Source organism: Sorangiineae bacterium MSr12523 (assembly GCA_037157775.1).
GTDB classification, from domain to species: domain Bacteria; phylum Myxococcota_A; class Polyangia; order Polyangiales; family Polyangiaceae; genus Pendulispora; species Pendulispora brunnea.
This window is the reverse complement of record CP089982.1, coordinates 2,794,077-2,818,626: the sequence shown is the minus strand read 5'-3', so window position 1 is coordinate 2,818,626 and position 24,550 is coordinate 2,794,077. Positions and strand designations below refer to the sequence as shown.

Annotated in this window: 20 protein-coding genes; 8 read left to right on the top strand and 12 right to left on the bottom strand. The window is 64.3% G+C overall.

The annotated features are described in order from the left end of the window. The first annotated feature begins 39 nt into the window (after positions 1 to 39). Positions 40 to 948: a LamG domain-containing protein gene (locus tag LZC95_11515; protein WXA97461.1), complete on the top strand. Its 909-nt coding sequence runs from the start codon at positions 40 to 42 to the stop codon at positions 946 to 948. Here the strand turns inward: LZC95_11515 and LZC95_11510 are convergent. After that, positions 924 to 2,171 carry an alpha/beta fold hydrolase gene (locus tag LZC95_11510; GenBank protein WXB00323.1) on the bottom strand — a complete coding sequence of 416 codons (1,248 nt, stop codon included), beginning with the start codon at positions 2,169 to 2,171 and terminating at the stop codon, positions 924 to 926. The genes LZC95_11515 and LZC95_11510 overlap by 25 nt on opposite strands. Positions 2,172 to 2,337: 166 nt before the next feature. Here LZC95_11510 and LZC95_11505 point away from each other — a divergent pair, with 166 nt between their 5' ends. Further along, positions 2,338 to 3,231: a LamG domain-containing protein gene (locus tag LZC95_11505; GenBank protein ID WXA97460.1), complete on the top strand. Its 894-nt coding sequence runs from the start codon at positions 2,338 to 2,340 to the stop codon at positions 3,229 to 3,231. Here the strand turns inward: LZC95_11505 and LZC95_11500 are convergent. The 4 genes from LZC95_11500 to LZC95_11485 all read right to left on the bottom strand — a co-directional run bounded on the left by LZC95_11500 (position 3,207) and on the right by LZC95_11485 (position 7,681). Then, complete coding sequence (locus LZC95_11500; protein WXA97459.1) at positions 3,207 to 3,842, bottom strand: hypothetical protein; 636 nt, start codon at positions 3,840 to 3,842, stop codon at positions 3,207 to 3,209. The genes LZC95_11505 and LZC95_11500 overlap by 25 nt on opposite strands. After that, positions 3,839 to 5,554, bottom strand: a complete 1,716-nt coding sequence (locus LZC95_11495; GenBank protein ID WXA97458.1) for a M28 family peptidase — start codon at positions 5,552 to 5,554, stop codon at positions 3,839 to 3,841. Before LZC95_11495 ends, LZC95_11500 begins: the two co-directional genes overlap by 4 nt. 623 nt (positions 5,555 to 6,177) lie before the next feature. Then, complete coding sequence (gene nudC, locus LZC95_11490; GenBank protein WXA97457.1) at positions 6,178 to 7,011, bottom strand: NAD(+) diphosphatase; 834 nt, start codon at positions 7,009 to 7,011, stop codon at positions 6,178 to 6,180. A gap of 52 nt (positions 7,012 to 7,063) precedes the next feature. After that, on the bottom strand, positions 7,064 to 7,681 hold the full coding sequence (locus LZC95_11485; protein WXA97456.1) for a DJ-1/PfpI family protein: 618 nt from the start codon (positions 7,679 to 7,681) through the stop codon (positions 7,064 to 7,066). An 11-nt stretch (positions 7,682 to 7,692) separates the two neighbouring features. On the opposite strand from LZC95_11485, the gene LZC95_11480 reads away from it, so the two are divergent. Then, the gene (locus LZC95_11480) at positions 7,693 to 8,676 is read left to right on the top strand and encodes a nitrilase family protein (protein ID WXA97455.1); all 984 of its coding nucleotides are present in this window, start codon (positions 7,693 to 7,695) and stop codon (positions 8,674 to 8,676) included. Here LZC95_11480 and LZC95_11475 read toward each other — a convergent pair. Further along, positions 8,629 to 10,005 carry a hypothetical protein gene (locus LZC95_11475; protein WXA97454.1) on the bottom strand — a complete coding sequence of 459 codons (1,377 nt, stop codon included), beginning with the start codon at positions 10,003 to 10,005 and terminating at the stop codon, positions 8,629 to 8,631. The two genes, LZC95_11480 and LZC95_11475, sit on opposite strands and share 48 nt — an antisense overlap. A 537-nt stretch (positions 10,006 to 10,542) precedes the next feature. On the opposite strand from LZC95_11475, the gene LZC95_11470 reads away from it, so the two are divergent. Then, positions 10,543 to 12,834: a hypothetical protein gene (locus LZC95_11470; protein WXA97453.1), complete on the top strand. Its 2,292-nt coding sequence runs from the start codon at positions 10,543 to 10,545 to the stop codon at positions 12,832 to 12,834. Between the two features lie 107 nt (positions 12,835 to 12,941). Here LZC95_11470 and LZC95_11465 read toward each other — a convergent pair whose 3' ends face one another. Beyond that, the gene (locus LZC95_11465; protein ID WXA97452.1) at positions 12,942 to 13,385 is read right to left on the bottom strand and encodes a DUF2214 family protein; all 444 of its coding nucleotides are present in this window, start codon (positions 13,383 to 13,385) and stop codon (positions 12,942 to 12,944) included. Positions 13,386 to 13,424: 39 nt separating this feature from the next. Further along, positions 13,425 to 14,165 carry an extensin family protein gene (locus LZC95_11460; GenBank protein WXA97451.1) on the bottom strand — a complete coding sequence of 247 codons (741 nt, stop codon included), beginning with the start codon at positions 14,163 to 14,165 and terminating at the stop codon, positions 13,425 to 13,427. Positions 14,166 to 14,240: 75 nt separating this feature from the next. Here LZC95_11460 and LZC95_11455 point away from each other — a divergent pair, with 75 nt between their 5' ends. Next, positions 14,241 to 14,885, top strand: coding sequence for an HTH domain-containing protein (locus tag LZC95_11455; protein WXA97450.1), 645 nt, complete (start codon positions 14,241 to 14,243; stop codon positions 14,883 to 14,885). Positions 14,886 to 14,916: 31 nt separating this feature from the next. On the opposite strand, the gene LZC95_11450 is transcribed toward LZC95_11455, so the two are convergent. Both LZC95_11450 and LZC95_11445 read right to left on the bottom strand, forming a co-directional pair. Then, on the bottom strand, positions 14,917 to 15,345 hold the full coding sequence (locus LZC95_11450; GenBank protein WXA97449.1) for a GxxExxY protein: 429 nt from the start codon (positions 15,343 to 15,345) through the stop codon (positions 14,917 to 14,919). A 50-nt stretch (positions 15,346 to 15,395) separates the two neighbouring features. Continuing rightward, on the bottom strand, positions 15,396 to 17,051 hold the full coding sequence (locus LZC95_11445) for a serine/threonine protein kinase (GenBank protein ID WXA97448.1): 1,656 nt from the start codon (positions 17,049 to 17,051) through the stop codon (positions 15,396 to 15,398). Positions 17,052 to 17,519: 468 nt separating this feature from the next. Between LZC95_11445 and rpsO the strand changes: the two genes are divergently transcribed. The 3 genes from rpsO (at position 17,520) to LZC95_11430 (ending at position 22,444) form a co-directional block, all read left to right on the top strand. Further along, complete coding sequence (gene rpsO / locus LZC95_11440; protein WXA97447.1) at positions 17,520 to 17,789, top strand: 30S ribosomal protein S15; 270 nt, start codon at positions 17,520 to 17,522, stop codon at positions 17,787 to 17,789. Between the two features lie 301 nt (positions 17,790 to 18,090). Then, positions 18,091 to 20,349, top strand: coding sequence for a polyribonucleotide nucleotidyltransferase (gene pnp / locus LZC95_11435; GenBank protein WXA97446.1), 2,259 nt, complete (start codon positions 18,091 to 18,093; stop codon positions 20,347 to 20,349). Positions 20,350 to 20,449: 100 nt separating this feature from the next. Continuing rightward, the gene (locus tag LZC95_11430) at positions 20,450 to 22,444 is read left to right on the top strand and encodes a S9 family peptidase (GenBank protein ID WXA97445.1); all 1,995 of its coding nucleotides are present in this window, start codon (positions 20,450 to 20,452) and stop codon (positions 22,442 to 22,444) included. Here LZC95_11430 and LZC95_11425 read toward each other — a convergent pair. Both LZC95_11425 and LZC95_11420 read right to left on the bottom strand, forming a co-directional pair. Next, a complete protein-coding gene (locus LZC95_11425; GenBank protein ID WXA97444.1) occupies positions 22,425 to 23,018 on the bottom strand; it encodes a glutathione S-transferase family protein in 594 nt (197 codons plus the stop codon). The genes LZC95_11430 and LZC95_11425 overlap by 20 nt on opposite strands. 75 nt (positions 23,019 to 23,093) lie before the next feature. Beyond that, positions 23,094 to 24,467 (bottom strand): hypothetical protein, encoded by a 1,374-nt coding sequence (locus LZC95_11420; GenBank protein WXA97443.1) that lies wholly within the window; start codon positions 24,465 to 24,467, stop codon positions 23,094 to 23,096. Positions 24,468 to 24,550: the final 83 nt, after the last annotated feature.

Here is a 24,550-nt window from a genome sequence, read left to right as displayed (position 1 = left end):
CGAAGGCGAAAAACTCGAAACAACATCGTCGTGGTGGCCGTGCCTTGCCTGGTAGCGCTGATCACGGGGTGCAGTTTTTTGGCAGATCTCGAGCTCCCATCGGGCGGTGAATCCCCGCGTGGTGGCGATGGTGGGGGTCCTCCGTTCACGGACAACCCTTTGCCCGACGGCGGAAACTCCTCGTTCGATGCATCCGAATCCGACGTCCGCGATTCAGGCACGGTGAGCGATGCCGCGACGGACCGCAACGATGCGAAGCCGCCCCCTCCCCCGCCTCCCACGTATGCGAACGAAGTCATGGCCGACCACCCGAGCGCGTATTGGCGATTCGGAGATAGCTCCGGGAACTCGGCCAGGGACTCGGCGGGCTCCACCCCGGGTACCTACGAGGGCGGCTTTTCTCTAGGTGGCGCCGGCGTCGTTTCCAACGACACCTCCGTGCGGCTCGATGGCCAACGTAACAGCCATATCCGCCTCGGTGACATTTTCGATTTCAGCAACAATGCATCATGCACACTCGAAGCGTGGGCCCGTTGGGCCGGAGGCAGCACGGGCCACGTGCTTTCCAAACGCGCGAGCGACCGCGGTGGAACGGGTTATGCGTTGTTCGTCACGAGCGCCGATGGAAACCAGGCTCAATGGACCTACCTACGCCAAAATGGTGACCAGGGCGACACGGTGACATTCCGAACCGCCGCCAGCACGGCTTGGGTGCACGTCGTCGCCACCTACGACGGAAACGTCGGGCGCCTATACCTCAACGGCGCCGAGGTCGCGAGCTCGAGCTTCCGCGATAGCCTCGTGGGCGGGCAATCCGAGCTCTATCTCGGAAACAGCGCATCGGGAAGCGGAGGCTTCAACGGCCAGCTCGACGAACTCGCGATTTACGACCACGTCGTCTCCGCGGATCGCATCCGCGTGCACTACAAGGCCGCCGACTCGAAGTGAAGAACCCAATTGGAGACGTCCTTCACGACCTCTTCGTCCACGTGCCCCGCGCGCTGATACTCGGCGGGTGTGGACGCGCCTTCGCCGCGAACGAACAGGTGATTCAAGGAGGGATAGCTCTTGAAGGATACCGTCGGTTTACCGGCCAAAGCGGCTTTCCAACCTTCGAAATCGTTCTTCGTAACCTGATAATCCCGTTCGCCCTGCAAGACGAGAATTCTGCACGATAGGCTTCTTGCGACGGCGGGTGGATCGTACCCACGCACATCCAGAAAGTACGCACCTTGGACATGGCCGCCGGTCGGCAATTCGACGTTCTGATCCATGTCGAGGTTCGGGTCCTCCACCGTTTGCTTGAAGCGTTTGGCCCTATCCAACGCGCTTGCGAGTTGGACATTGTTCGGATCCGTCGAGGCGAGGTAGGTCAATTGTTCCAGGATCGAGTCTTCGAGTGGGCGCGTCGAACCCGCCAGAATGATGATCCCCGAGAGGCCGGGGTTCTGCTGGGCGATCCGCGGTGCCAAGTACCCACCTTGGCTATGGCCAAGGATGAACAGGCGGTTCGAGTCCATTTCCGGCACATGACGAAGAACCTCGAGCGCATCGCGGGCGCCGTCCAACACTTCTTCCTTTTGAGTCACGATGCCCATTGGTGAATGGCGACTTCGCTTCGTGTAGCGCAGAACGGCGACACCATGGCTCGCCAGGCCCCAGGCGAGATCCTTGAACGTCTTCACCCCGCCCACCGTTTCGTCGGCATCCATCGGTCCGGAGCCGTGCACGAGAACGATGGCAGGGTGGCGTCCGGTTCCCTTCGGAATCGATAGGGTACCGGGCAGCGATGGCGAGGTGCCCACAACGACCTCACGCTCTTCGAACGCACCTGGGCGAACGTAAGGCGGAGGGGTCCAGGCCTCCAACGGCGGAACGAAGTACAGTCCCGCGATGCGATCGTGCGCATCATAGGAAACCTTGGCCACGAGCGCGGCGCGCTCGAATTTGCAGGTCAATGAAACGACTCGAATCGGATCGCGCGATTGAACCTCGCCGCCCGCGATGCTGCGAAATGCACCTGCACTCGATTCCAATGACTTCCACGTATCACGCAATTTCGCCGGCGGGAGCGCCGCCGACAGCGTCTCATCGAATGGACTCCGTGGATGCGTCCACACTCCACCGCTCAGCTCCTGGATGAAGCTTCTTGCTTTCGCCTCGATGGTCATACTCACGGCCAGTACACCCTCATCGTTCGCTCGGGGAGTTATTTTTCATTCTCGGCAAATATCGAGCGGCGACCATTAGATATTCTAATCCAGGGCGATTCGCTCGTAACGGATGGCGTCTTCGCGCCACTCGACAAACAGCGTGGGTGACGTAGGCTTGAGTCGCATGCGCGTGGCAACCCCCCTTGCTCGCAGGCGAAAGCGCGGTCGCACCATCGCAGTCGTTGCTGGGGTATGGCTCTTCGTGTTGCCCACTGGCTGCAGCTTTCTGGCGGACCTGGACTTTGCCACCGGCGACGCCACTCCGGGGATTCGGCCCGAAGCAGGGGATGGCAGCTCCTCTGCCGATGCCCGCTCGAACAAGGATTCCGCCGCCGGATCGGACCCGTACTCCAGCGCGGTGCGCGCGGACCAGCCGAGCGCCTATTGGCGATTTGGGGAAAGCTCGGGCACGACGGCAAACGACGAGATGGGGGCATACCCGGGAGTCTACGAACGGGGCTTCAGCCTCCGCGCCGAGGGTGCGATCGCCAGCAACACGGCCGTGCGGCTGGACGGGGAAATCGGCAGTCGCATCCTCATTGGCGACGTATTCGACTTTAGCAGCGACAGTCCGTCCACGCTCGAGGCATGGGTCAAATGGGATGGCACGGGCTCCGCGTACATCTTCTCCAAGCGCGGCGATCAGACGAACGGAAACAACGGCTACGAACTGTACGCGTCCAGCAATTCTTCGGGCCAGGTCCAGTGGACCTATTCGCGCACCACGCGAGGCCAACCGACCCTGCTGTTCCACGACGCGCAGCCCAGCAACGAGTTCGTGCACGTCGTCGCGACATTCGATGGAGCGATGGGTCGCCTTTATTTGAATGGCGAAGAGGTTTCCAATCTGGCATTCAGCAACAGCGTCGTAGGATCGGGCGCCGTACTTGCCTTGGGCAACAACGCCGCAGGTGACGGCGACTCTTTCCAAGGCACCCTCGACGAACTCGCCATTTACGAACGAGTCCTCTCCCCCGACCGTATCCGCGCGCACTACCGGGCAAGCATATCGAAATAGCTCGTCAGAACGGTTCGAATGGCACGACGCAACATATCCATCGAGAAGCACGGACTGTCCGGATGCCCGTGGATCACTTGCTCCGGTAAAATCGGGATATGGACGAATCCCACCACGGGCACCGGCTCGCACGAAGCTGCCACGTGTAGGCCCAGGTACAGGAGCTGATTGCACAAATGGGTTCCCGCGTGATGCGATATCGCCGCGGGAATGCCTTCGCCTTGAAGCGCGGAAATCAGTCCCGGAAGATCCGGTAACGTGCTCGTACGAGCCGCCGGGCCATCGGCCACGATCGGCTCCCCGCCCGGCTTGTTCCCCGCGCGATCCGGCGTCCGAAATTCTCTCCAGTTGGTGGCAATCCGCTCCAAGGCGACACGATTTCTGCCGGGCGCCTGCCCCAAGAACAAGCAGCACCGCGGGCGATGCCGCACCAGCGCCTCCCGGAGGGCCGCCTCCAGAGCATGGGTGTCACCCGGCATGATCTCGCACCGAACCGACTCGGCGAACCACGGAATTTCGCGCGGAGGTTCCGTGCAAAGCGAGTGAACCAGCCGCTCCGACGCGTTCCAGCCGCCGTCGTTCGATTCGAAGCCCGTGAGCAGAATGGTCATTGGCGCGGGCGGGGAACGTTCGCGAATTCGTCGCCTTTTTTCCAGCTGGGAAGCTCGGGCGCATTGGCGATCCGCCAGCCCGCAACGAGGAGCAGTTGGGCATCCTCGACGGCGCCACGCAGATCCCAATTGGGATCGAACTCGTCGGAAGGTTGATGGTAGTGCGTGCGTTCGAACGACTGTTGCTGCTCCTTGCCCCAGCCGGGCGGGCGCCCGACGTATTCCGGACCTCCTTTGATGTAAATCGAAGGAACACCGATCTTTGCAAAGCTGAATTGGTCGGACCGATAGAAGGAACCGCGATCGGGGAAGGAATCGCCGTGCAGCGAGCGGCCCTGGGCCTTTGCCAGCGCAGAGACGACGTCGTCGAGTGACGACTTTCCGAGGCCCACGAAACCCAAATCGCGCGTCGGGCCGAAGATGTTCATCGAATCCATATTGAGATCGGCCGCGATGCGGCCGGGCGGAAACGTCGGGTGCTCGCAATACCATTGGGAACCGAGCAGCCCCTGCTCTTCCGCGGTGACCGCGGCAAAGACGATGGAACGGCGCGGCTTGGATTCCGCGCGGGCGAAGGCCCCTGCAATGGCCACGAGGGTGCCGCTGCCGGAGGCGTTGTCCACGGCACCATTGTAAATCGAATCACCATTTCGAGGCGCGCCGATGCCAAGATGATCGTGGTGCGCGGTGTAGATGACCGCGTCGTGCGAAAGCTCCGGATCGCGGCCCGGCAGAACACCGAGAACGTTGGCGCTTTCGATGTCGCGGCGCTTGTTGCTGAAGGCCAAATCCAGTTTGACATTCAGCGCGCGCGGCCGAAAATCGCGACGCTCGGCCGCCTGCCGCAAGGCATCCAGGTTCTCGCCGCCCAACGCGGCGATGCGCCGGCTGGCATCTTCGGTTGCCCACATTTTCGCGAGCAACCGCGGCTCCCCTTTTGCGGCGGGAAGCTCGAACTTCTCCAGCGCGTTCGACGTGACCACCACCTGCCACGGGTACCCCGCCGATTCCGTCGTGTGAACGATGATGACCCCGGCGGCGCCTTTCTTTGCAGCTTGCAAGTATTTGTAATCCCACCGCCCGTACCACAGACGTCGCTTCCCCTCGAAAAGCGCGGGATCCGACGATGGATCGTTGTTCATCACGACCACCACCTTCCCGCGAACGTCCACGTCTTTGTAATCGTCCCATTGGTATTCGGGGGCGACGATGCCATAGCCGGCAAACACCAATTCGGCATTCATTCGAACTTGGGTTTCCTGCACACCCGACATGACCACCAGGTCGTTCGGAGAGGCCAGCGAAAGGGTATTTTCCTTTTTCGCCAGACTCGAGAACGTCACCGGACTTTTCACCTCCGGTGTGATGGCCACCAGCGGGACACGTTGGAAATACGTTCCGCCATCACCACCGGGCTGCAGGCCCAAACGCCGAAACTCGGAGGCCAAATATTCCACGGCCAACTGACCACCGCGCGATCCCGGAGCGCGCCCTTCCAGTTTGTCGTCGGCCAGAAACCGCGTCGGGGCCGCAATGCTGTCGGCCGTGATGCGCGAGGCCAGTGTCTTTTCCTCCGTGGAGATCTCGGCTTGCGACGGCGCCGGCGAGGTAGCGGCCGCGGAAGAAAGTGTGCCGGGAGCCGGCGCGGCTGAGCTGCAGCCTCCGAGAATTCCTAGAGAAAGTGGCAGTGCGATCGAGAAATGCGCGCGCATGGTGGGCGCAGACGTAGCGGCGGCAAGCAGTGACGTCAATGTCTCGCCTGAGGCGGCTGGTACGCCGGGGCGGTGGGGCAAAACTCAACGCCGGGATCTGTCGTGTGGCGAAATGTCACGTTCTCGTCGCGTCGTTCTTGTTGAGATGAACGCGATTGCGAGGCACAAATGAAGAGGCATATCCGTTGCTCCCCGGGCACCGGGAAAATCTTTCTCTTTTCCTTCTCGGCCTTCTCCCCTACAAACGGGCGCCTCGGGAAGATTCGCTTACTTCTTTGGGTAGTACGCAGTGGATCGGTCGAGAACGTGAAGTAAGTCCTCACGTTATTCATGTTTGGGGGGGCCCAGGAGCCATGATGCAAGGCAGTGCACCCCATTCTGATGAGCGTTCGCGCGCCCGCTACGAGAGCGTCCCGGTTCCCGGGCACCGCGTGGCAACCCCGCGCTGGACGCTTTGTTTGCTCGCAGCCAGCGTCGCGTGCGGAGTTGTAGGGAGCGCTATGGGCGCCGCGCCCGCGTCCATGGCATTGCTCATCGCCTCCACGGCATGCGCCGCGGGCGCGCTCGTCATCTATCTCGTCGAAACCCGCCGTCCGCGTCTCGGTCGGCTTCGCTGATCGTCGTCACCGGCCGCGCACTTCCGCCAGCCATGCATCGATCAAGCTTCGCGCGATGCTTAGGCGCGGCGGGATCGGGGGAAGTGCGTCGGCGCGGAACCAGTCGGCGTGCGCAATTTCGGCGCCATCGACTTGGATCTCGCCCGACACCCAATCGGCAAAGAAGCCGATCATGAGCGAGTGCGGGAACGGCCAAGGCTGGCTCCCGAAGTAGCGGGCATTGGCCACGTCGACGCCGACTTCCTCACGGACCTCGCGCACGATGGTCTCCTCGAGTGACTCGCCCACCTCGGAGAACCCGGCGAGCACGCTGTAGAAGCCAAACGTGGAACGAGCGTTGCGTGCGAGCAGCACGCGATCGCCACGGCGCACGAGCACGATGATGGCCGGCGAGATCCGCGGGTACGACAGGAGACCGCACGCGGGACAACGCAGGCAGCGCTCGTTCTCCATCGCCACGGTGGGCGTCGCGCACCGGCCACAGAATCGGTGGGTCTTGGCCCAATCGACGACTTGGGTGGCCCGGCCGGCCAACCAGAAACGCTCGTCGCCGAGCGGAATGTAGAGCTCGCGAAGGTTGGCCACGACCAAGGGCGGCCGCAGCTGCGTCTCCTCGTCGAGCGACACGGCGAAGGACTCCGTATCGCGGCCATGCTCATCACGCAGCGATCCGAGATGGTGCGCGGCCTGGGTGTCCACGCCGAGCTGCGCGATGTCGTCATCCGTGGGAAAAAACACGGCGTCATCGCTTTCGCGACGGACGACGAGGCCTTTGGGATGCACCAGGAGCCAGGTTCGCTGCGAAGCATCGGCGGGGGTCAAGCGACGAACGGAAGTCATGCGATCGTGAATCGTGGGACCATGCGGCCGCCGCGACAAGCGCTGGCAAGCATCAAGCGGACGCGGCGCGCCGGTATTCGATGTAGTGCGCGGTCTCGTCGGCAACCTCGCGGCCGTGCTGCTTTTCCACGAGGTAGAAGGACATGTCGATGCCCGAGGCGACGCCGGCCGAGGTGATGATCGCGCCCTCGTCGACCCAGCGCGCGTTGCGCTCGACGTGAACCTCGGGGTCCAATTTGGCGAGCTCGTCGAGTGCGGCCCAATGCGTGGTCGCGCGCTTGCCGCGCAAGAGGCCGGCCTTTGCCAGCAAAAGGGCGCCCGTGCACACCGAGGCAACGATCTTCGCGGAGGAGGCGCGCTCGCGGATGAAGTCGATCGTCTTCGCGTCGTTCACCAGCGGACGCGTGCCAAGGCCTCCGGGAACCAGGAGAAGGTCGATGGGCGGCGCATTGGCGAGCGAATAATCTGGCGTGACCTTGAGACCACCGATGGCCGAAACCGTGCCTTCGCGCACGCCGATGGTGAACACTCGGAAAGGTGCATGTTCCTCCGAGCGACGCGACGCTACCCCGCCGACGAGCCTGGTCCTAGAAAAGACTTCGAACGGCCCCGTGAAGTCCAGCACTTCGACGTCGTCGAACACGACGATTCCGGTGTTCCATCGTTCCATGAGAGGTCTCCATGAATAGCTTGAGAATCGCGACCGCGCAGTTCGAGAATAGGAGCGGCGACAAAGACTTCAACCTGGGCGTGATCGATGCTCTGGCGGCAAAGGCCAAGCAGCAGGGCGCCGAGGTGGTCGCGTTCCACGAGTGCTCCGTCACGGGTTACACCTTCGCGCGCCACCTCTCGCGCGAGCAGATGCTCGAGCTGGCCGAGCCGGTGCCCCAAGGGCGAAGCATCGAGCGCCTGGTGGCCATCGCCCGAAAGCGGCAGATCGTGGTCTTGGCCGGCCTGTTCGAGAAAGACCGCGAGGAGAACCTCTTCAAAGCGTACGTCTGCGTCGATGAGAACGGGGTGGTGGCCAAATTTCGAAAGCTGCACCCGTTCATCAATCCGCATCTCTTACCGGGGAACGAATACGTCGTATTCGATATCCATGGTTGGAAATGCGGTATTTTGATTTGCTACGACAACAACGTCATCGAGAACGTGCGCGCCACGGCCTTGCTCGGGGCCGAAGTGATCTTCATGCCGCACGTCACCATGTGCACGCCCTCCACGCGGCCGGGTGCAGGCTTCGTCGATCCGGCGCTCTGGAAGAACCGCGAGAGCGATCCCACCTCGCTGCGGCTGGAATTCGACGGCATGAAGGGGCGCGGATGGCTCATGAAATGGCTACCTGCCCGCGCCTACGACAATGGCATTTACGCCGTGTTCTCCAATGCCATCGGCATGGATGACGACCAGTTGAAGAATGGCTGTTCCATGGTGGTCGATCCCTTCGGCGACGTCATTGCCGAGTGTCGAACCTTGGGCGATGACGTCACCGTCGCGGTGTGCACGCGCGACAAATTGGAGATGGCCGGAGGCCACCGGTATCGCAAAGCGCGCCGCCCGGATCTCTATCGGGAGATCCTCGGGCGGGCGCACACGCCGGAGCAGCAGGTCGCGTGGTTAGCGACGCCGGCGACGGGAAGCGAAGGCGGCGACGCCGGCCGCTAGGCCGACCCAACCCGCAACACCGATTCCAGGTGTGGATCCCGGTGCGGCGGCGCAGGAGCCTCCCGCGATCTCGGTGCCGTCGTCCTCCGCGCCCGCGCCTTCTCCGCTGACGCCCGAGCCGGTGCCGGCATCGCGCTTTCCGCCGCCACCGCCGCCGGTACCACCGCCGCCTCCCCCGCCGGTGCCACCGCCGCCGCCGCCCACGGATCCTGCGTCGGGTTCACTCCCGCCGCCGCCACCCGCGTCTGGATTTCCACCGCCGCCTCCCCCGCCGCCGCCGCCGCCACCACCGGCGTCCGGGTTTCCGCCGCCTCCGCCGCCGCCTCCTCCGCCCCCGCTGCATGCGTTGTGCGCACCGTCTTGCCAGTCGGCGCACGAGGCCGGGCCAATGCCCAGGGTACCGGTCGTCGGGTAGTCGACGACCGCATTGGCGCTATCGGTGAATCGGAAGAAATACCGGTGGCATCCCGAGGCCACGTTGGTCAGTGTCGCACTGTAGGCGCCATTGGTGTCCGACCCGCGCTTCTTGGTCATCGTGGTGCACGCACCGTCGACGTTGACCACGGCCCCCTTCGGCGCGGCATTGGAATACCAATTGGCCCACACGTCGACCGAGGCGGCCTGACGCGGAAAATGCGAGCCCGATGGGACCTTGGGCGGTGCACCCTGGCCCGAGAAATCCTGCACCGCCATGAATTTGCCGGAGCCCACCACCACCCCGACGCCGAGCGAACCCGTATTCTTCAGAATGTTCCAGCGGTGCCCATTTTCGCCGGTGAATTGGCATGCGCTGGTGCTCGACTGTTCGTAAATCCACATCCGGAAGATGCTGTCCGGATTCCCATTCGAATCCCACGCAATGTTCTCGGCACCGCCGCTGGCACCGAAGAGCGACATCCGCTCACTCGGGCCGGGACAGGAACCGCTGCAGGTCGCCGAACCGCCTTGGCATGCGCACGATTGCTGGCCTTGGCAGCTTCCCGGATAGATATCTTTGATATTGCTGACAATGGAACACTTCGACGAATGGTCGAAGAAATCCTGTGCAATCATATTGTCCGCGTGAAAGCGCGCGGCGTGGTTGATGGCTTCGCCCCACGCGACCGGCGCAATGGCGCTGTAGCAGGATTTCTCCGGGCAATTGCTCCCGCACGCGGCCAATTCGGCTTGGGGGTCGACATGGGCGCGGTTCGTCCATTCGTGAATGACGCGCTCGGCCCAATTGGGGAATCCATTCTTTTCTTCGCCGTAGGCGGAGGCCGGTCGAGAATAGGTCGCGAGCCCGAGCAACGCGGCCCCGAAGGCGGTCAAACCAATGAAAGTGCGCATGCCTCCTCCTTACCGAGGGGTACGAGTAGTTCGAATTCTGGAAAGGCCCCCGAACGACCGGCGTCGTTCCAATACGGAATCCAGTCGCACCATAGCGTCCCGGCAGATACACGCAAGCCTCCCGAGCCCCCTCGCTACTCATAATCGGCCACCCCTCCGCCCCTAGTGACTATTTGTCGTAAGGGCATATCCACGAAGAACGGAACGCCCACTACGAATTACGGCATTCTCGTATATTCACACCGGAGAATTGAACAGGGAGGCGGGGAGGCGGGGAGGTTTTGTTGTTTTCAATCAGCCCAGAGAGCCAAGTGAACCCAAAAAAATTCAGCGTTCCGGGACGGTTCGTGCCGAATTCCTCCCCGCCTCCCCGCCTCCCTGTGAATTCTCTCTCTTCGCTGACCGAGCGGGCTCGGCGAGCTGGAGCGGAGGGTTGCACCTAAAGTGCAAGACTGTTTGCGTTCGCGTGCGGCGTCCGGGTAATTCTCCATGTATGCGGTTTGAGCCGAGCGGGGAGCGAGGAAGCCACGTGGACTGATGCGGCTCGTCTGGCTCGTTTTTCTCTTCGTCGTCCTGAGCCTCGGAATCGCTCGCGTGGCACAGGCCGAAACGTTGCAGGCGCCCTTCGGGGGTCGTGCCATCCCGCTGGGCGGGAACCGTGTGGCCTGCGGGATCATGCCGGGAGGCTGGGGCATCGAGGCGCTGGGACGGGCCGTGAGGCCGCCTCTCGCTGCGTCCGCCATCGGCCAAGCCGTGGAGCTCAAGGTGGCCCCCACCTCCGAGGCGTGCGCCAGATCGACCGACACGGTGAAGCTGGTCACCACCGCCCGATGGCCTCGCATCGACCGGGCCAGCTTCAGTTTGTCGATTGACGAAGGGCGGCTCGAAGGGCGCGGCCACGAGCTGCGCAACACCGTGGTCACCTTCCCCGGTGAGCAAGGCGTCGCCTTCGACGCGTGCCGCGAGCCGCAGAACGACGCCGGCACCGAAGTGTGCACGTGGCGCGTTCCCAAGAACGTGTCGGCGGATCCGGCGGCGCGTGCACTCCGCTGGCTGCCCGCAGGCGCGGATGTAAGCCCGGACGCGATTACCTTCGGCATCGATGGCCGGCGCGCCGATCCTGCGACCTTCGTCATCGCGCCGTCGCGCGTCCAAGTCTCGCAGTTGGTTCCTCCGGACGCGGCCGTCGACGTCTCCTCGGGCACCGGGCTCGTGCCGCTTTTGCACCCGGAGATCATCAGCACCGTGGAGTGCGGGAACTTGCGCTGCACCGTCGAAGCGGGCCGGCTCACGGTGCAGGCTCCCCCTGCCTCGGTCACCGCGCTGGACATTAAGTTTCGCCTCGCGCCCCACGTCGCCTACACGAAAAAGGGCACACAGGATCCGCAGCCCACCGTAAAGCTCTCCATTTTGCGCTGCCCCATGAGCGTGGCCTCCGGCAATGCGCTTCGTGGTGTGGACAGCGCGCGCGTGGTCGTGCGCCTCGAAGGACAGTGCGCGAAGGATATCGGCCAGCTGCGCTTCTCCATCGGCACACACCGCACCGACGTCGTGCAGCTCGAGACGATTCAGGACGTGAGCTACGCCGTCTTGGCCGTGGGCAACCTGGATGGTCCGCAGCTCTCCATCGTGGCCTCACGCGGCGATGGCGAGGGCTCGGTGGTGGGCATTGCCAGGGTCGATACGCAGCCGGCGCCGCTGGTTCGAACCATCCTGGAGTTACCGGGGTATCCGACCATCGACTTCATTCCGAACAACCGCCCCGCACGCGTGCATCATCCACGCATCAACGGCGTGGTGCTGGCGCTGCTTCCCGTGCAGGACGTCTACACCGCGACGAACGAGGGCGACACGTCGATGGTGCAAGGCGAGATCAACGCCGCCGGGTACGTGGCCCTGCGTTTCGGCTACCGCGTTCCGGCGTTGCCCTCGCCTCTGGACCAGGTCGACTTGGCCGTGTTGGTCGATCCGCTGCAGCGCAACGTCAAAGAGGCCACCATCCCCGCCCCCATCAGCCTTTCGGCGCACACCGACCGGCCTTTGGTGGAGTTCATTTGTTACGAGAACGGCCGCCCGTATTTCGTACGACCGGGCATCATCGAGCACCTCGGTTTCGAGTCGAGCGACAGCTGCCGCATCGTGTTCCACCGCGAGCGGCTCTTGCCTGAATATGGAACGCAGAAGCTGCAAGTCGAGATCGATGTGCGAAAGCTCGACGGCAGCGTCCGCGCCGAGGCGCACGTGTCGCAAACCGTGATTCTCCGCGCAGGCAACAGCCCTCGAATCGCCTGGATCAAAGGCGTGACCACGCCATACGATCGCATCATCGTGCGCATTTCGCATGTGGCGGACGAGACGCACTACCTCGGTGCTCAGGAAATCCTCGGCGAGCCGTCCATCCAATGGAGCGTCGTCCTCGGGAAAGGAAGCTTCCGACTTTATGCCACAACGGCGATTCCGACCGGCCTATATCGAGTTTCCGACTCGGATCATAGTGGCGCATTGACCCTCAACTTCGGAATCATTTCGCGTTTGACCTGGCTCGACAGCGACGGCAAAGAAGGGCTGTTGGGTCTCGAGGGCGGCATCATGGCCTTTGGCCTCACGGGTGCCACCAACTCGGCCGGCCAAAACCTGACCCAAGTCGGCGCCGTGCTGGGCATCGGCCTCGCCATTCCCATCGCCAACGCTCAATCACCGACGCAGGCGTCCATCAACTTGCACGGCTGGGTGGAGCAGCGTCTCACCGGCAATGACAGCGGCAGCAACACCCCTGCCATCATCTTCGGCCCCAGCATCTCCATCGGCAACATCGGAACGACTTTCTGAGGGAGCAGAGAGAGATCACATGAAGGCGGGAAGGCGGGAAGGTTTAGAGATTTTCAGAATCAAAAATCCTTCCCGCCTTCCCGCCTTCATGTGAATTTCTCTCTCTCTTAGATGCCGTGGCCGCGGGCCATGAAGGTGGCGATGAAGACGATGATGACGACGGAGGCAATCTCGAGCCGGTTGAAGAGGCGCATGCGGCTTAGGGGGGAGGGGTCGATGCTCATGTTCTTCTTCACGCGGATGCGCCATTTGATGAGCATGGTCATCGGGTAGGCCTCGAAGGCCAGGATCAGGATGAAGAGCGTCAGCTTGGCGTGGAAAAGCGGGTTGTGCAGGTACCAACCGGTGGGCTTCTCCACGCCGCCAAGAAAGCGCCACAACCCCGTGACGAGCCAGAGAACCGCCGCTACCCCCCAGGCATTGTCCGCCGCAAACAGATTGCGTAGCCGCGCGTCGTCCAGCGGATAGCGAAGTTGGCGCCCGCGAACGTACACGCCACCCAAGCCAATGCCCAACGCCAGCAGATGAAGGGCCGCGAGGATACTCGACATGCTCCCCTTATTACGACGAAACCCTATGCCATGGCAGGCCTATCCGCGCGTTCCGTCCGTCCGATAGCGACCCAAATCGATGTGGAAGTGGTTGCGATGAAGGGCGTCGAAGAACGGGGTAAGTACGTTGGAAAAGAGGTTCTCGTCGTACGCGCGGCGAGAGATCTGGCGAAGGAAACGGCCCTCGGCTTTGGCGGGCGCATCGGCCTTATCGAAGTGGCGCAAGACGGAGACGGCCTTGCCGTCGTCCAGGGTAAAGGTCTCCAAGTCGATGGCGTTGGCATAGGAGTGCTCGCTCACCCATCCCGGATACGCCTTCATTTCGCGGCAGGCGTAGGTGCCCAGTTGATGAACGCGCACGATGCGCTTGCCAAAGGCGCGTTTCGCTTCCTCCTGCGCCACCGTATCGAAACGCGAGAGGGCCAGCGCCATGTTGCACGTGACCATCGCCGGCGGATCGTAGGCGATACCCGCCGCACTGCGGTGATAGACGACCACCTGCTCGGAGCCGCACGTCATGGTCTTGTGCTTTTGAAGGCCGAGCCGCGCCGTCGAGAAGCGCACGCCCTCGGCCTTCAGCGCCGCCTCGCAGTCATCGCGCGGGGCGGGCGGGCCCACGATCATGTCGTCCGCCGGATCTTCGTTTGCAAACCCGGCCGGCTTGGCCGATCCATCACCTTTGGCCGATCCATCGCCCTTGGCGACGCCCTCGCCCGTCGCGAGTGTCGCCAACGTAGCCAGCACGGCCGATACGAGGCCGATCCACGACACCTTCTGCATTTTGGATTGGACGGACGGGGCAGCAAAAAGTTTTGCACCTCCCCGGTCGGCGCGTCTGTCACTATTATGTCAGTTATGCGCCGCACCGAGCGCCTGTTCGCCCTCGCCGAATACCTACGCGGCCGCCGCACCGGCGTCACGGCCGAAGTTCTCGCGGAGCGCTTCAATGTGACGGTCCGCACCATCTACCGCGACCTGGACACGTTGCGCGACGCATCCATGCCGCTATCGGCCGAACGCGGTCGCGGTGGCGGGTATGCGCTGGACCGCAGCTACAGCCTTCCGCCGGTGAACTTCACGGCACGCGAGGCAGCGCTCATCGTGGCGCTGGGGCGCTTTGCCATCGACATGCGCCTGCTTCCGTTCACCGATACGCTCGACTCGGGCCTCGACAAGGTACGCGCCGCCCTCTCGACCTCCGCGCAGCGCGAGCTTCTGACGCGCCTCAAGGAGCTATCCTTCCAAGGCGTTCCTGCCCTGCCGAGCAAAAAAGCCGTACGCGCCGCCATCGAGCGCGCTTGGTTCGAGCAGCAACCGGTGCAAATCACCTACGTGGACAGCAACTACATCCAAACGACGCGCGACGTCCGCATCGAATCCGTCATCATGGACCGCCACGAAACGCGCATCGACGCCACCGACCTCGCCGCCGGCGAACGCCGCCACTTCCGCCTCGACCGCATCGAACACGCCGAAATCCTCCGCCCAGCAGTCACCTAGCGGGCGCTGACACGATCAGGGCTGGAGAGATTCACAGGGAGGCGGGGAGGCGGGGAGATTTTGTTTGGTTGGTAAGGCGTCGAAGTCCGTCTTTGAGGACCGCTTCGCGAAAGTTAACGAGCAGTCCCGTTCTCAAGCCAGACAGCCGCAGATAAGTCAGCAGCTGTGCCTCATGGATGGGGAGCAGTCGCTCGACGCATTTGAGCTCGACGATCAGTGACTCTTCCACGACCAGGTCGAGTCGATAGCCGCACTCCAGTTTCACCCCTTTGTATTCGAGAGGCAACGGCCTCTGGCGCTCGAAACGCAGGCCCCTCTCACGCAACTCGTACGCAACGCACTCCTCGTAAGCGGATTCGAGCAACCCAGGTCCGAGGTAACGGTGAACCTCGATGCACGCACCGATCACCGCGTCGGACCAACCCCCAAATCTCCCCGCCTCCCCGCCTCCCTGTTCCATCTCTCTGGGATTATCGGCCGCAGCGAGCGCTAGGTTCGCGAGGAAATGTGTCAGCCGTTCGCTTTGCGGCGGAAGAAGCGGGCGATGGGGCCGATGCCGCCGGCGATCAAGGCGCCGAGGAAGCTCAGTAGGAAGAGGCCCGTGTCCCAGATGCCGTGGGAGAGCTCGGAGCTGGTGCGCAGGAAGACGGTGTAGAGTACACGGATGAGGAGGCCGCCCATGCCGTAGAAGACGAGGGCGGCGGCGGCGGTGCGGCGTAGGTCCGACGCGAGTTCGACTGCGCGCACGCTGTTCGGCCACACCGAGCGGCGCACGTGGAGTGCGAACAAGGCCGTGGGCGTGATGGCCAGAAGCGCGGTGCCCACGATGAGCATCACCGCCTCGGTGCCCGTGATGTCGCCAGGCCGGAAGTAGCGAATGGTACCGCCGAGAGCACCGGAGACACCGCCGATGAACCACACCACCAGCGTGATGGTCATCGTCACGATGGTCGGCCGCGCGTACTGCGCTGCAGAGGACGTGGCCTCCATCGCATCGAGTGCCTCTTTCGAGATGGCCGGCAGCGAACCCGTCCCGCTGGTGGGCCCAGGAAGTGAGCCCAACGCGGCGCGCATCGTGCGCGCGGAGGGATCGTGCGGATTGCCGTGGCCGATGACGGCGCCGTCGCCCTTGCGCAGAATGGTCTGCATCTCCGGCGAGGAGAACGCGCCCGCATCGAACGGCGCGAGGGCCACGTCCAGATCGACCATCGACTGATAGCGCTCGCGCGGATCCTTCTGCATCGCGCGTTGCACCACGAGCTCGAGCGCCGGCGGAATGGCCGGATCGATCTGCCGCGGACGAATCGGCTCCTCGGTGAGGACCTGCGAAAGCGTCGCCGTGGGATCGTCGTTGTCGAACGGCCGGCGGCCCGTGAGCAGCGTGTACAGGAGCGCGCCCACGGCATAGATGTCCGCCCGCGAATCCACCTTTTCGCCGCGGGCCTGCTCGGGCGCCATAAACGAGGGCGTGCCCATGATCATGCCGGTGCGCGTGAGGTGCGTGTTGCGATGGCCAACCTTGCTGATGCCGAAGTCGAGCACCTTGATGTGCGGCTGCCCATCGCGCGCGATGACGAAGACGTTCTCCGGCTTCATGTCGCGGTGAACGATCCCGCGCACGTGGGCGGCATTCAGGGCTCGGCAGATCTGGCGCGTGATGGCCACGGCCGTGGCCACGTCGAGCCGGCCCACCTTCTTCAGGTGCTCGCCCAGCTCCTCGCCCTCGAGGAACTCACCGACGAGGTACGGCCGGTTGTCCGGCCCGCGCGAGACGTCGTAGACCTCGATCACGTTGGGATGGTTGATCGCGCTGGAGCTCTCCGCCTCGCGCTGGAAGCGCTGCACGACCTCCATGTCGCGCGCGAACTCGGGGTGCAGGATCTTCACCGCGAGGCGCCGCTCACGCAGTCGGACGTGACGCGCCTCGTAGACGCGCGCCATACCGCCTTCGCCGATGAGGCGTTGAATCAGGTATGCGTCGCCGAGAACCATGCCCAGCAGCGCATCGCCCTCCTCGCCCGAGTCGCTCACCAGCGAGCTGGCATCCTTTGGACAGACGAGAAAGTCGACCGGGTAGTGCGTCCCGCAGTTGGGGCAGCGCTTGGGGCCGCCCGCAGCCACGAGCTGCCCCATCGCCTCGGCCTGGGCGAAAGCCTCTGCCGGCAAGCTCGAGACACGATCTTGAGACCCGGGCAAGCTTGCGAGCCGTTCGCGTGCCCCAGGCGAGCTCGCGGGCCTTTCTTGTGCCCCAGGCGAGCTTGCGAGCCGTTCTTGAGCAGGTGCTGGGACCGTCGCGGACACGCCGGACGTGGGAATTGGAGCGTTTGCCAAAGCGGGACTCGCCGATGCTAGCGAAGGTGGAGGAGATGGAGAAGCCTCGGGCGCGGGCGCGACAGCAAGAGCGGGCTTGGTCACGACGCGGGGCCCCGGATTGGACATGTCGCTGCATCGTAACACGGCTCGGAACGGCGTACTCGCGCTAGACTCGCCCCTACGGCTCTTCCGCGGAGCGAGGCGTTGACGGGCGCATACTTCCGCCTATACTGCCCGCCGCCTTGGCTGGCCCTTTTAACGGCTGGACCATGTGCCGGCCGCGCAATTCAGCGCGGACGCTCTGAAGAAGGTTCCACGTTCATGCCGCTTCATACCGAGAAGAAGTCCGAGCTCATCGACAAATTCCGCACCCACGAGACCGACACCGGCTCGCCTGAGGTGCAAATTGCGCTTCTTACCGAGCGCATCGGTTATTTGACCGAGCACTTCAAGACCCACGTGAAGGATCACCACTCGCGCCGCGGTCTGCTCCGGTTGGTCTCCAAGCGTCGCCGCTTGCTGAACTACCTGAAGAAGTCGAGCTTGGATCGCTACCGTAAGACGGTCAGCGCTCTCAACCTTCGTAAGTAGTTATAGGTCGGCCCGCCAGCGGGCCCGGCCCAAAAACCGGCCTGCGAGCGGACCTTGGGGCCCCCTCCTTAAAAGATGGGGTCCCGGATTGGTGGGAGGCGGCGTATATTCGTCTCCCACTCAATTCAACGCACATCCGAGCAAGCCTTTACCTCTTCTCGCCTTGCTCTTCGCTCTCTGCACCCGAACCCCGGAACCGGCGTTCGAGTTCAGCGACCGAGGAACGAAGGCGTCTCCTTGGTGAGGAAGCTCGGCGTCTCGGCCGCACGAAGCGGCCCGCGCGAAGGAGCGCAAACTCACCATGTCCTTTGTTCGTGAATCGGTCATCGTCAACGGCCGTCCACTCACCATCGAGACGGGTCGTCTGGCCAAGCAGGCTCACGGCGCCGTTCTCCTCAGCTACGGCGAAAGCGTCGTCCTCGTCACCGCCGTGTCGGGCGACGAGCGCCCCGGCTTGGACTTCTTTCCGCTGACCTGCGAGTACGTCGAGAAGACGTTCGCCGCCGGCAAAATCCCGGGCGGCTTCTTCAAGCGCGAAGGCCGGCAGCGCGACGACGAGATTCTGACCAGCCGCCTCATCGACCGTCCTTGCCGTCCCCTCTTCCCCGAGGGCTTCAAGAAGGACACGCAGATCATCGCGACCGTCCTCAGCTCGGACAAGATCAACCCGACGGACGTGCTCGCGGTCACCGGCGCCAGCGCCGCACTGCACATCTCCGACATCCCCTGGAACGGCCCCCTCGCCGGCGTTCGCGTCGCACGCGTTCACGGTGAGTTCATCGCCTTCCCCACCTTCGAGCAGCAGGCCCAGTCGGACATCGACATGGTGGTTGCGTGTTCCAAGGACGCCATCGTCATGGTGGAGGGCGGCGCCGCCGAGGCCAACGAAGGCGACGTCCTCGATGCCCTCTGGTTCGCGCACCAGGCCGCGCAACCGATCCTCGAGCTGATCGAGCGCCTGCGCGCCGCGGTTGGCAAAGAGAAGCGCCCCTTCGAGGCGGTGAAGCTCGACGAGAAGATCGCCTCGCGCGTGAAGGCCCTTTCCGACGCGGGCATCCTCGAGTCGGCGCTCATCAAAGAGAAGAAGAGCCGCTACGACTCGTACAAGAGCGTCAAGACGAAGCTGACCGAGACGCTGCAGGCGGAACTCGGAGCCGAGACGTTCACGGCGAACGAGAAGCTCATCAAAGAGGAGTTCGAGGAGCGCAAGTACCACGTCGTACGTGAGTACGTCCTCGGACAGAACAAGCGCATCGACGGCCGTGCGATGGACGTCATCCGTCCCATCACCACCGAGGTGGGCCTGCTCCCGCGCGTTCACGGCTCGGCACTCTTCCAGCGCGGTGAAACGCAGGCGGTGGTCACGAGCACGCTCGGCACCAGCGCCGACGAGCAGAAGATCGACGCGCTCACCGGCGAACGCTGGAAGCGCTTCATGCTGCACTACAACTTCCCGCCCTTCTCCACCGGCGAGACCAAGCCGCTCCGCGGCCCCGGCCGCCGCGAAGTCGGCCACGGCGCCCTCGCGGAGCGTGCGCTGTCGCGCATGATTCCGGACCAGGAGAAGTTCCCCTACACGATCCGCGTCGTCTCGGAGACCCTCGAGTCGAACGGCTCGTCGTCGATGGCCGCGGTGTGCGGCGGCACCCTCTCGCTGATGGACGCGGGTGTTCCCATCAAGTCACCGGTCGCCGGCATCGCGATGGGCCTCATCGCCGATGCGACACCGGGCCCCAACCAGCGCACGGCCATCCTGAGCGACATCCTCGGTGACGAGGACCACCTCGGCGACATGGACTTCAAGGTCTGCGGCACCGAGCGCGGTATCACCGCCATCCAGATGGACATCAAGATTGCGGGCCTCTCGCGCGAGATCATGCAGCGCGCGCTCGATCAGGCGCGTGCGGGTCGCTTGTTCATCCTGGGCAAGATGCTCGAATCGCTCACCACGCCGCGTACGGAGCTGTCGAAGTACGCGCCGCGCATCACCACGGTGAAGGTGAAGCCGGATCAGATCCGTCTGATCATCGGCCCGGGCGGCAAGACCATCAAGGGCATCATCGACCAGACCGGCGTCGCCATCGACGTGGAAGACGACGGCACCGTGAACGTCGCTTCGAGCGATTCCGACGCGGTGAAGAAGGCGCTCGACATCATCAAGGGCCTCACCGCCGAGCCGGAAGTGGGCGTGGTCTACAAGGGCGCCGTGCAGCGCGTGACCGACTTCGGCGCGTTCGTCGAGTTGCTCCCGGGCACCGACGGCCTGCTCCACATCTCCGAGATGGCGCACACCCGCGTGGAGCGCGTCACCGACGTGATGAAAGAGGGCGACATCGTCGAGGTGAAGGTTCTCTCCATCGACCGCGACGGCAAAATCCGCCTCTCGCGTCGCGAGCTCCTCCCGCTCCCCGAGGGCGAAGAGGGCGAGCGCGCCAAGGAGCGCATGCTGGCCGCCCGCGAAAGCGGCGGTGGCCCGCCCCCGCGCCGTGGTGGTGGCGGCGGTGATCGCGGCGGCCCGCCCCGCGGCGGTCCCCGTGGTGGCGGCGACCGACGCCGGTAAATCCCCAGCGAATCGCTCACGAAGGAAGCCCGCCAAGTTCGTACGATTTGGCGGGCTTCGCCTATTTGTGCGCGGGCGAAGTCCTATATTGCACCCGCGCATGCAAAAGCTCGTTGGATTGGCCGCGCTTGGTGCCAGCTTGGTCGTGGGTTGTGCGGGACACGCGACGCGCGAGCCTGCGGCGACGCCTCGCATTCTGGAGTCGGCGGGACCTCGGATGGCCCGAGGCACACCCCCGCCGAATGGTGCGTTGACGCCCGAGCGTGCGGTGCGATTTCGGCGTATTTCGGATTTGCACTTCTCGCCGGATGGCGCCCGCCTGGTGTTCGTCGTGTCCGAGGCGACGGGGGCAGCCGTGGAAACCCATCTTTGGATGGCGAACATTGCGCGTGGCGAGATTCACCCCTTTACGGCGTCGCCGAAGTCGGACCGTGCACCGCGATGGGCGCCCGATGGCAAGTCGCTCGCGTTCTTGTCGAATCGAAATGGCGAGATGCAGGTGTACGTCGTGCCGATCGATGGCGGGGAGGCGCGCGAACTCACGTCGCACGACGGCGGCGTTGGCGACTTTCGTTGGTCGCCCGACGGCAAATCGATGGCGTTCCTGGCGCAGGAGCCCGATCCGAGCCGCAAACCCGACGGACCGCAGGTGGCGGATCGGCCGCAGGATCTTCCGCGTCTCTGGACCATCGATGTGGGATCGCGCACGACGCGGCAGATCACCCATGGCTCGTTTCGGATCGATCAATTCGACTGGGCGGGGCCGGGGCACGTGTTCGCCATCGCCACCGACCAGCCCCGGAGCGAGACCTGGAATACGGCGATTTACGATATCGCCCTCGCCGATGGATCGGTGCGGATGGTCACCCGGCCGGCGCCGCCGTTCCAGGACATCGTCTTTTCTCCGCGCCGAACGCGCTTCGGCACGGCAGGAACCCGCAGCGGCGGCCCCATTGCGCACGATCTCTTCGTGCGGAGCACGGCGGGTCAAGAGACCCTACGCAATATCTCGGCGTCGATCGATCGGTCTCTGCGCGATATGCGATGGCAGAACGAGGAGACCATCGTCGCCAACGTCGCGAACGGATTTCGGAACGTGTTGTACCGAATCGATCTTCGCGGCACACCCACCCCCATCGAGCTCCCGCTCTCGGCCGCCGCGTTCGACGTCGCAGCCGATGGCACGGTGGCCTTCGCCGGGGTCGACTTCGATCGGCAGGCGGAGCTGTACATCAAGCCGGCAGCAGGCCCGGTTCGCCAGCTCGGGCACCTTCAAGAAGGATGGGACGATATCCCGTTGTCCTCCGCGGAGGTGTTTCGCTTTCCGAGCTTCGACGGACGCTCCGTCGAGGCCGCGCTCATGAAGCCACCGTCCTCGGTGCCCAAGCACGCAGGAAAATCGCCCCTCGTTCTTCTCGTTCACGGCGGGCCGAATTCGAACTTCAGTGCCGCGTATTACTGGTTTGGCGCGTGGGCCCAACTGCTCGCGGCGCGTGGGTACCAGGTTCTCTTCGTCAACCCGCGCGGATCGACCGGATACGGCGAGGAGTTCATGAAGGCCAACCGCGGCGACTGGGGCGGTGGCGATTTCAAAGACCTCCTTGCCGCACTCGACACCGTTCTCGCGCGCGGTGAGGTGGATCCGGAGCGCCTGGGAATCGCCGGCTGGTCCTACGGCGCCGAAATGACCCAATGGGCGATCGGCCATACGCAGCGATTCAAAGCCGCCGTGTCGGGCGCGGGCGTGTTCGATCAATTCGCGGAGTTCGGGACACAAACCGATCCCACCACCGACGAATGGCATTTCGGAACGCCGTGGGAGCGTCCCGATACCTTCCTTCGGAACTCGCCCTTTACCTTCATCCGGAATGCGAAAACGCCCACCCTCATCGTCCATGGCGATGCCGACCGCAACAACCCCGTTGGGCAGTCGAAAGCGCTCTACCGCGCGCTGAAGCGGCTCGGCGTCGAGACCGAATTGGTCATCTATCCGGGCGAGCCGCATGCTCCGCGAAAAGTGAAGAACCAGATCGACATCCTCGAACGGATGCTTCGCTGGTTCGATAGGCGGCTTTCTAGCCCTGCGTCGCCTTGAGCGCGGGGCGGCTCGAACAGCGGTCGACCCAGGCCGCGACACGCGGGAAGGGCTTCAGATCGTAATTGAAGAACCGTGACCACGCGAGGACGGCGGAAACGGCCACGTCGACGAGGCTGAAGTCGTTGCCCAGAACGAACGAGCGACCCTCGAGACGGCGTTCGAGTACCTCGCAGCATGCATTGGCGCGTGCCGTCGCAAGTTCCCTGGCCGGGGGGATCTCCAGGCAGTTGTAGAGCATCGCGATGGCCATGCCGAGCTCCGTCGTACCCCACGTGGTCCACGAGAGGGCGTCGAAGCGCGCCGGATCGTTGGCGGCGGGCCAGAGCTTCTTTTCGGCGCCGAAGTTCTCGCCCAAATAAATGAGGATGGCGAGCGATTCGAACAGCGGTTTGCCGTCGACGACCAAGAGCGGCACCTTGCCGTTGGGATTCATCGCCAGGTACTCGGGGGCCTTCGTCTCACCGGCCTTGAGGTCCTTCTTGATCTTGTTGTACGGAATGCCGAGCTCCTCGAGGGCCCAGTGGACGCGGGAGGCGCTGCTGAAGGGTGCGTAGTAGAAATCGAGCGACATGGTGACCTTTCTGCCTTTCGTGGGGACAGTCTACTCAGGCCCGCTGACAGCATATTGTCAGGATAGCGATCCCGCTCACTTCCGCACGAGAAGCAGGTAGCCCGTGCCGGTGCGGCCCAAGGCGAGGAACGCACGCGGAGCGTAGTGCGACGCGATGAGCTCCGAGTGCGCAAGGCGCGCCTCCACCGCGTATGCGTAGCGCGCGTCCCGCCAATCCGCCGGCACGGAGCCTCGCACGTGAAAGAGAAGCGCCCCCGGGTTCTTCGACAAGAGAAGCGCGGCATCGACCCTCTTCGACGTGTGACCGCCGGGAAGCACCGCGACGTCGGGATCCGTGACCCCGGCCAGATCGATCACCGTCGCCTCCGTCGCGGCGGAGACCCAACCGATGTCCACCGCCGCGACCGACCCGAGGCCCTCGAGCCGGGGGCGCGCAAGCTCGATGAGGGCGCGGCGATCGTCACCGACCCCGCGACCCGCCGGGCCCGCGTTCGCGAAATTCGCCGCGCCCACCAGCAGCGCGAGCCCTGCGCGGGCCGCCGCGGCACCGCGATGCACATGCGGAAACACGCGAACCCCCACCCACGCGAGCGACGGGACGACGGGGGCCATGAGGCGCGCATACGGCATCCAATCGCCGCCCACCGCCACGATGGCGGCAACGTGCGCAAGCGCTGCCAGCGCCGTGACCTTCACCCCGCGCGCGCCGCGAAAGATCCCCCATGGAGCCATCGCCAACGCCGGCGTCGCCGTCACGATGAGCGCCACCAGCGCGTACACCGCGCCGTGCGCGAGATCGCTCGGCTTGGCCAGCACCGCCAGAGGCGCCGCGCGCCCGAACACCGCGAGCCGCACCAGTGCGCATCCGAGAAACGGCGCGAAGGCGAGCGGCGCATTCGTCCAACCCGCCCCAACCCCCATCACCAACGCCCATGGAGCCATCTCCGGTCGGAACGCGGCCGCCAGCCCCGCGAGCACCGCACTCGCCCGCCGATGCCCGTCCGCGCAGAGCACCGCGCCCGTCGCGCAGGCCATCGCCATCGCCGTTTCCATCCCGCTCACCGCGTGCGCAGCCACCGGCAACGACAGCGCCACGCTCCCCAAGGCCGCCGCCTTGAACCACGTCGCCGCCTGCGCACGCCCCACGGCGACCCCGAGCGCCGCGCCCGATGCGCTCCAGGCGGTCAACCCCATGTACTTTGCACATATTAAAACGTCGAGCGCCGGGCGCCGCCCCACCACGGCGAGCATCCATGGCCACGGCAGAGGCGTGACCCCGTCGGTGACGGGTCCTCCCGCATTGAAACGGTAGCCCGCACCCGATGCGAGATGACGCGCGTAACGTACCGAAATCAGTGCGTCATCGACGGTGAAACCCCACATGAAAAGGCACGGAACGAGAGCAACGACGACGCCCGCGAAGGCCCAAGCCACGTCAAGTTTCTTCATGCATCGCGCCGGCGGGCGGCCGCTACCAGTGCCCGCAAGTCTTGTCCAATCTCTTCCATAGTGTGCCGAAAACTACGCTCCGC

Bases quoted from the DNA above. Each gene is read 5' to 3' on its own strand.
- LZC95_11510 (WXB00323.1), bottom strand. From the start codon at position 2,171: ATGACCATCGAGGCGAAAGCAAGAAGCTTCATCCAGGAGCTGAGCGGT.
- LZC95_11505 (WXA97460.1), top strand. From the start codon at position 2,338: ATGCGCGTGGCAACCCCCCTTGCTCGCAGGCGAAAGCGCGGTCGCACC.
- LZC95_11500 (WXA97459.1), bottom strand. From the start codon at position 3,842: ATGACCATTCTGCTCACGGGCTTCGAATCGAACGACGGCGGCTGGAAC.
- LZC95_11495 (WXA97458.1), bottom strand. From the start codon at position 5,554: ATGCGCGCGCATTTCTCGATCGCACTGCCACTTTCTCTAGGAATTCTC.
- nudC (WXA97457.1), bottom strand. From the start codon at position 7,011: ATGACTTCCGTTCGTCGCTTGACCCCCGCCGATGCTTCGCAGCGAACC.
- LZC95_11485 (WXA97456.1), bottom strand. From the start codon at position 7,681: ATGGAACGATGGAACACCGGAATCGTCGTGTTCGACGACGTCGAAGTG.
- LZC95_11480 (WXA97455.1), top strand. From the start codon at position 7,693: ATGAATAGCTTGAGAATCGCGACCGCGCAGTTCGAGAATAGGAGCGGC.
- LZC95_11475 (WXA97454.1), bottom strand. From the start codon at position 10,005: ATGCGCACTTTCATTGGTTTGACCGCCTTCGGGGCCGCGTTGCTCGGG.
- LZC95_11470 (WXA97453.1), top strand. From the start codon at position 10,543: ATGCGGCTCGTCTGGCTCGTTTTTCTCTTCGTCGTCCTGAGCCTCGGA.
- LZC95_11465 (WXA97452.1), bottom strand. From the start codon at position 13,385: ATGTCGAGTATCCTCGCGGCCCTTCATCTGCTGGCGTTGGGCATTGGC.
- LZC95_11460 (WXA97451.1), bottom strand. From the start codon at position 14,165: ATGCAGAAGGTGTCGTGGATCGGCCTCGTATCGGCCGTGCTGGCTACG.
- LZC95_11455 (WXA97450.1), top strand. From the start codon at position 14,241: ATGCGCCGCACCGAGCGCCTGTTCGCCCTCGCCGAATACCTACGCGGC.
- LZC95_11450 (WXA97449.1), bottom strand. From the start codon at position 15,345: ATGGAACAGGGAGGCGGGGAGGCGGGGAGATTTGGGGGTTGGTCCGAC.
- rpsO (WXA97447.1), top strand. From the start codon at position 17,520: ATGCCGCTTCATACCGAGAAGAAGTCCGAGCTCATCGACAAATTCCGC.
- pnp (WXA97446.1), top strand. From the start codon at position 18,091: ATGTCCTTTGTTCGTGAATCGGTCATCGTCAACGGCCGTCCACTCACC.
- LZC95_11430 (WXA97445.1), top strand. From the start codon at position 20,450: ATGCAAAAGCTCGTTGGATTGGCCGCGCTTGGTGCCAGCTTGGTCGTG.
- LZC95_11425 (WXA97444.1), bottom strand. From the start codon at position 23,018: ATGTCGCTCGATTTCTACTACGCACCCTTCAGCAGCGCCTCCCGCGTC.
- LZC95_11420 (WXA97443.1), bottom strand. From the start codon at position 24,467: ATGAAGAAACTTGACGTGGCTTGGGCCTTCGCGGGCGTCGTCGTTGCT.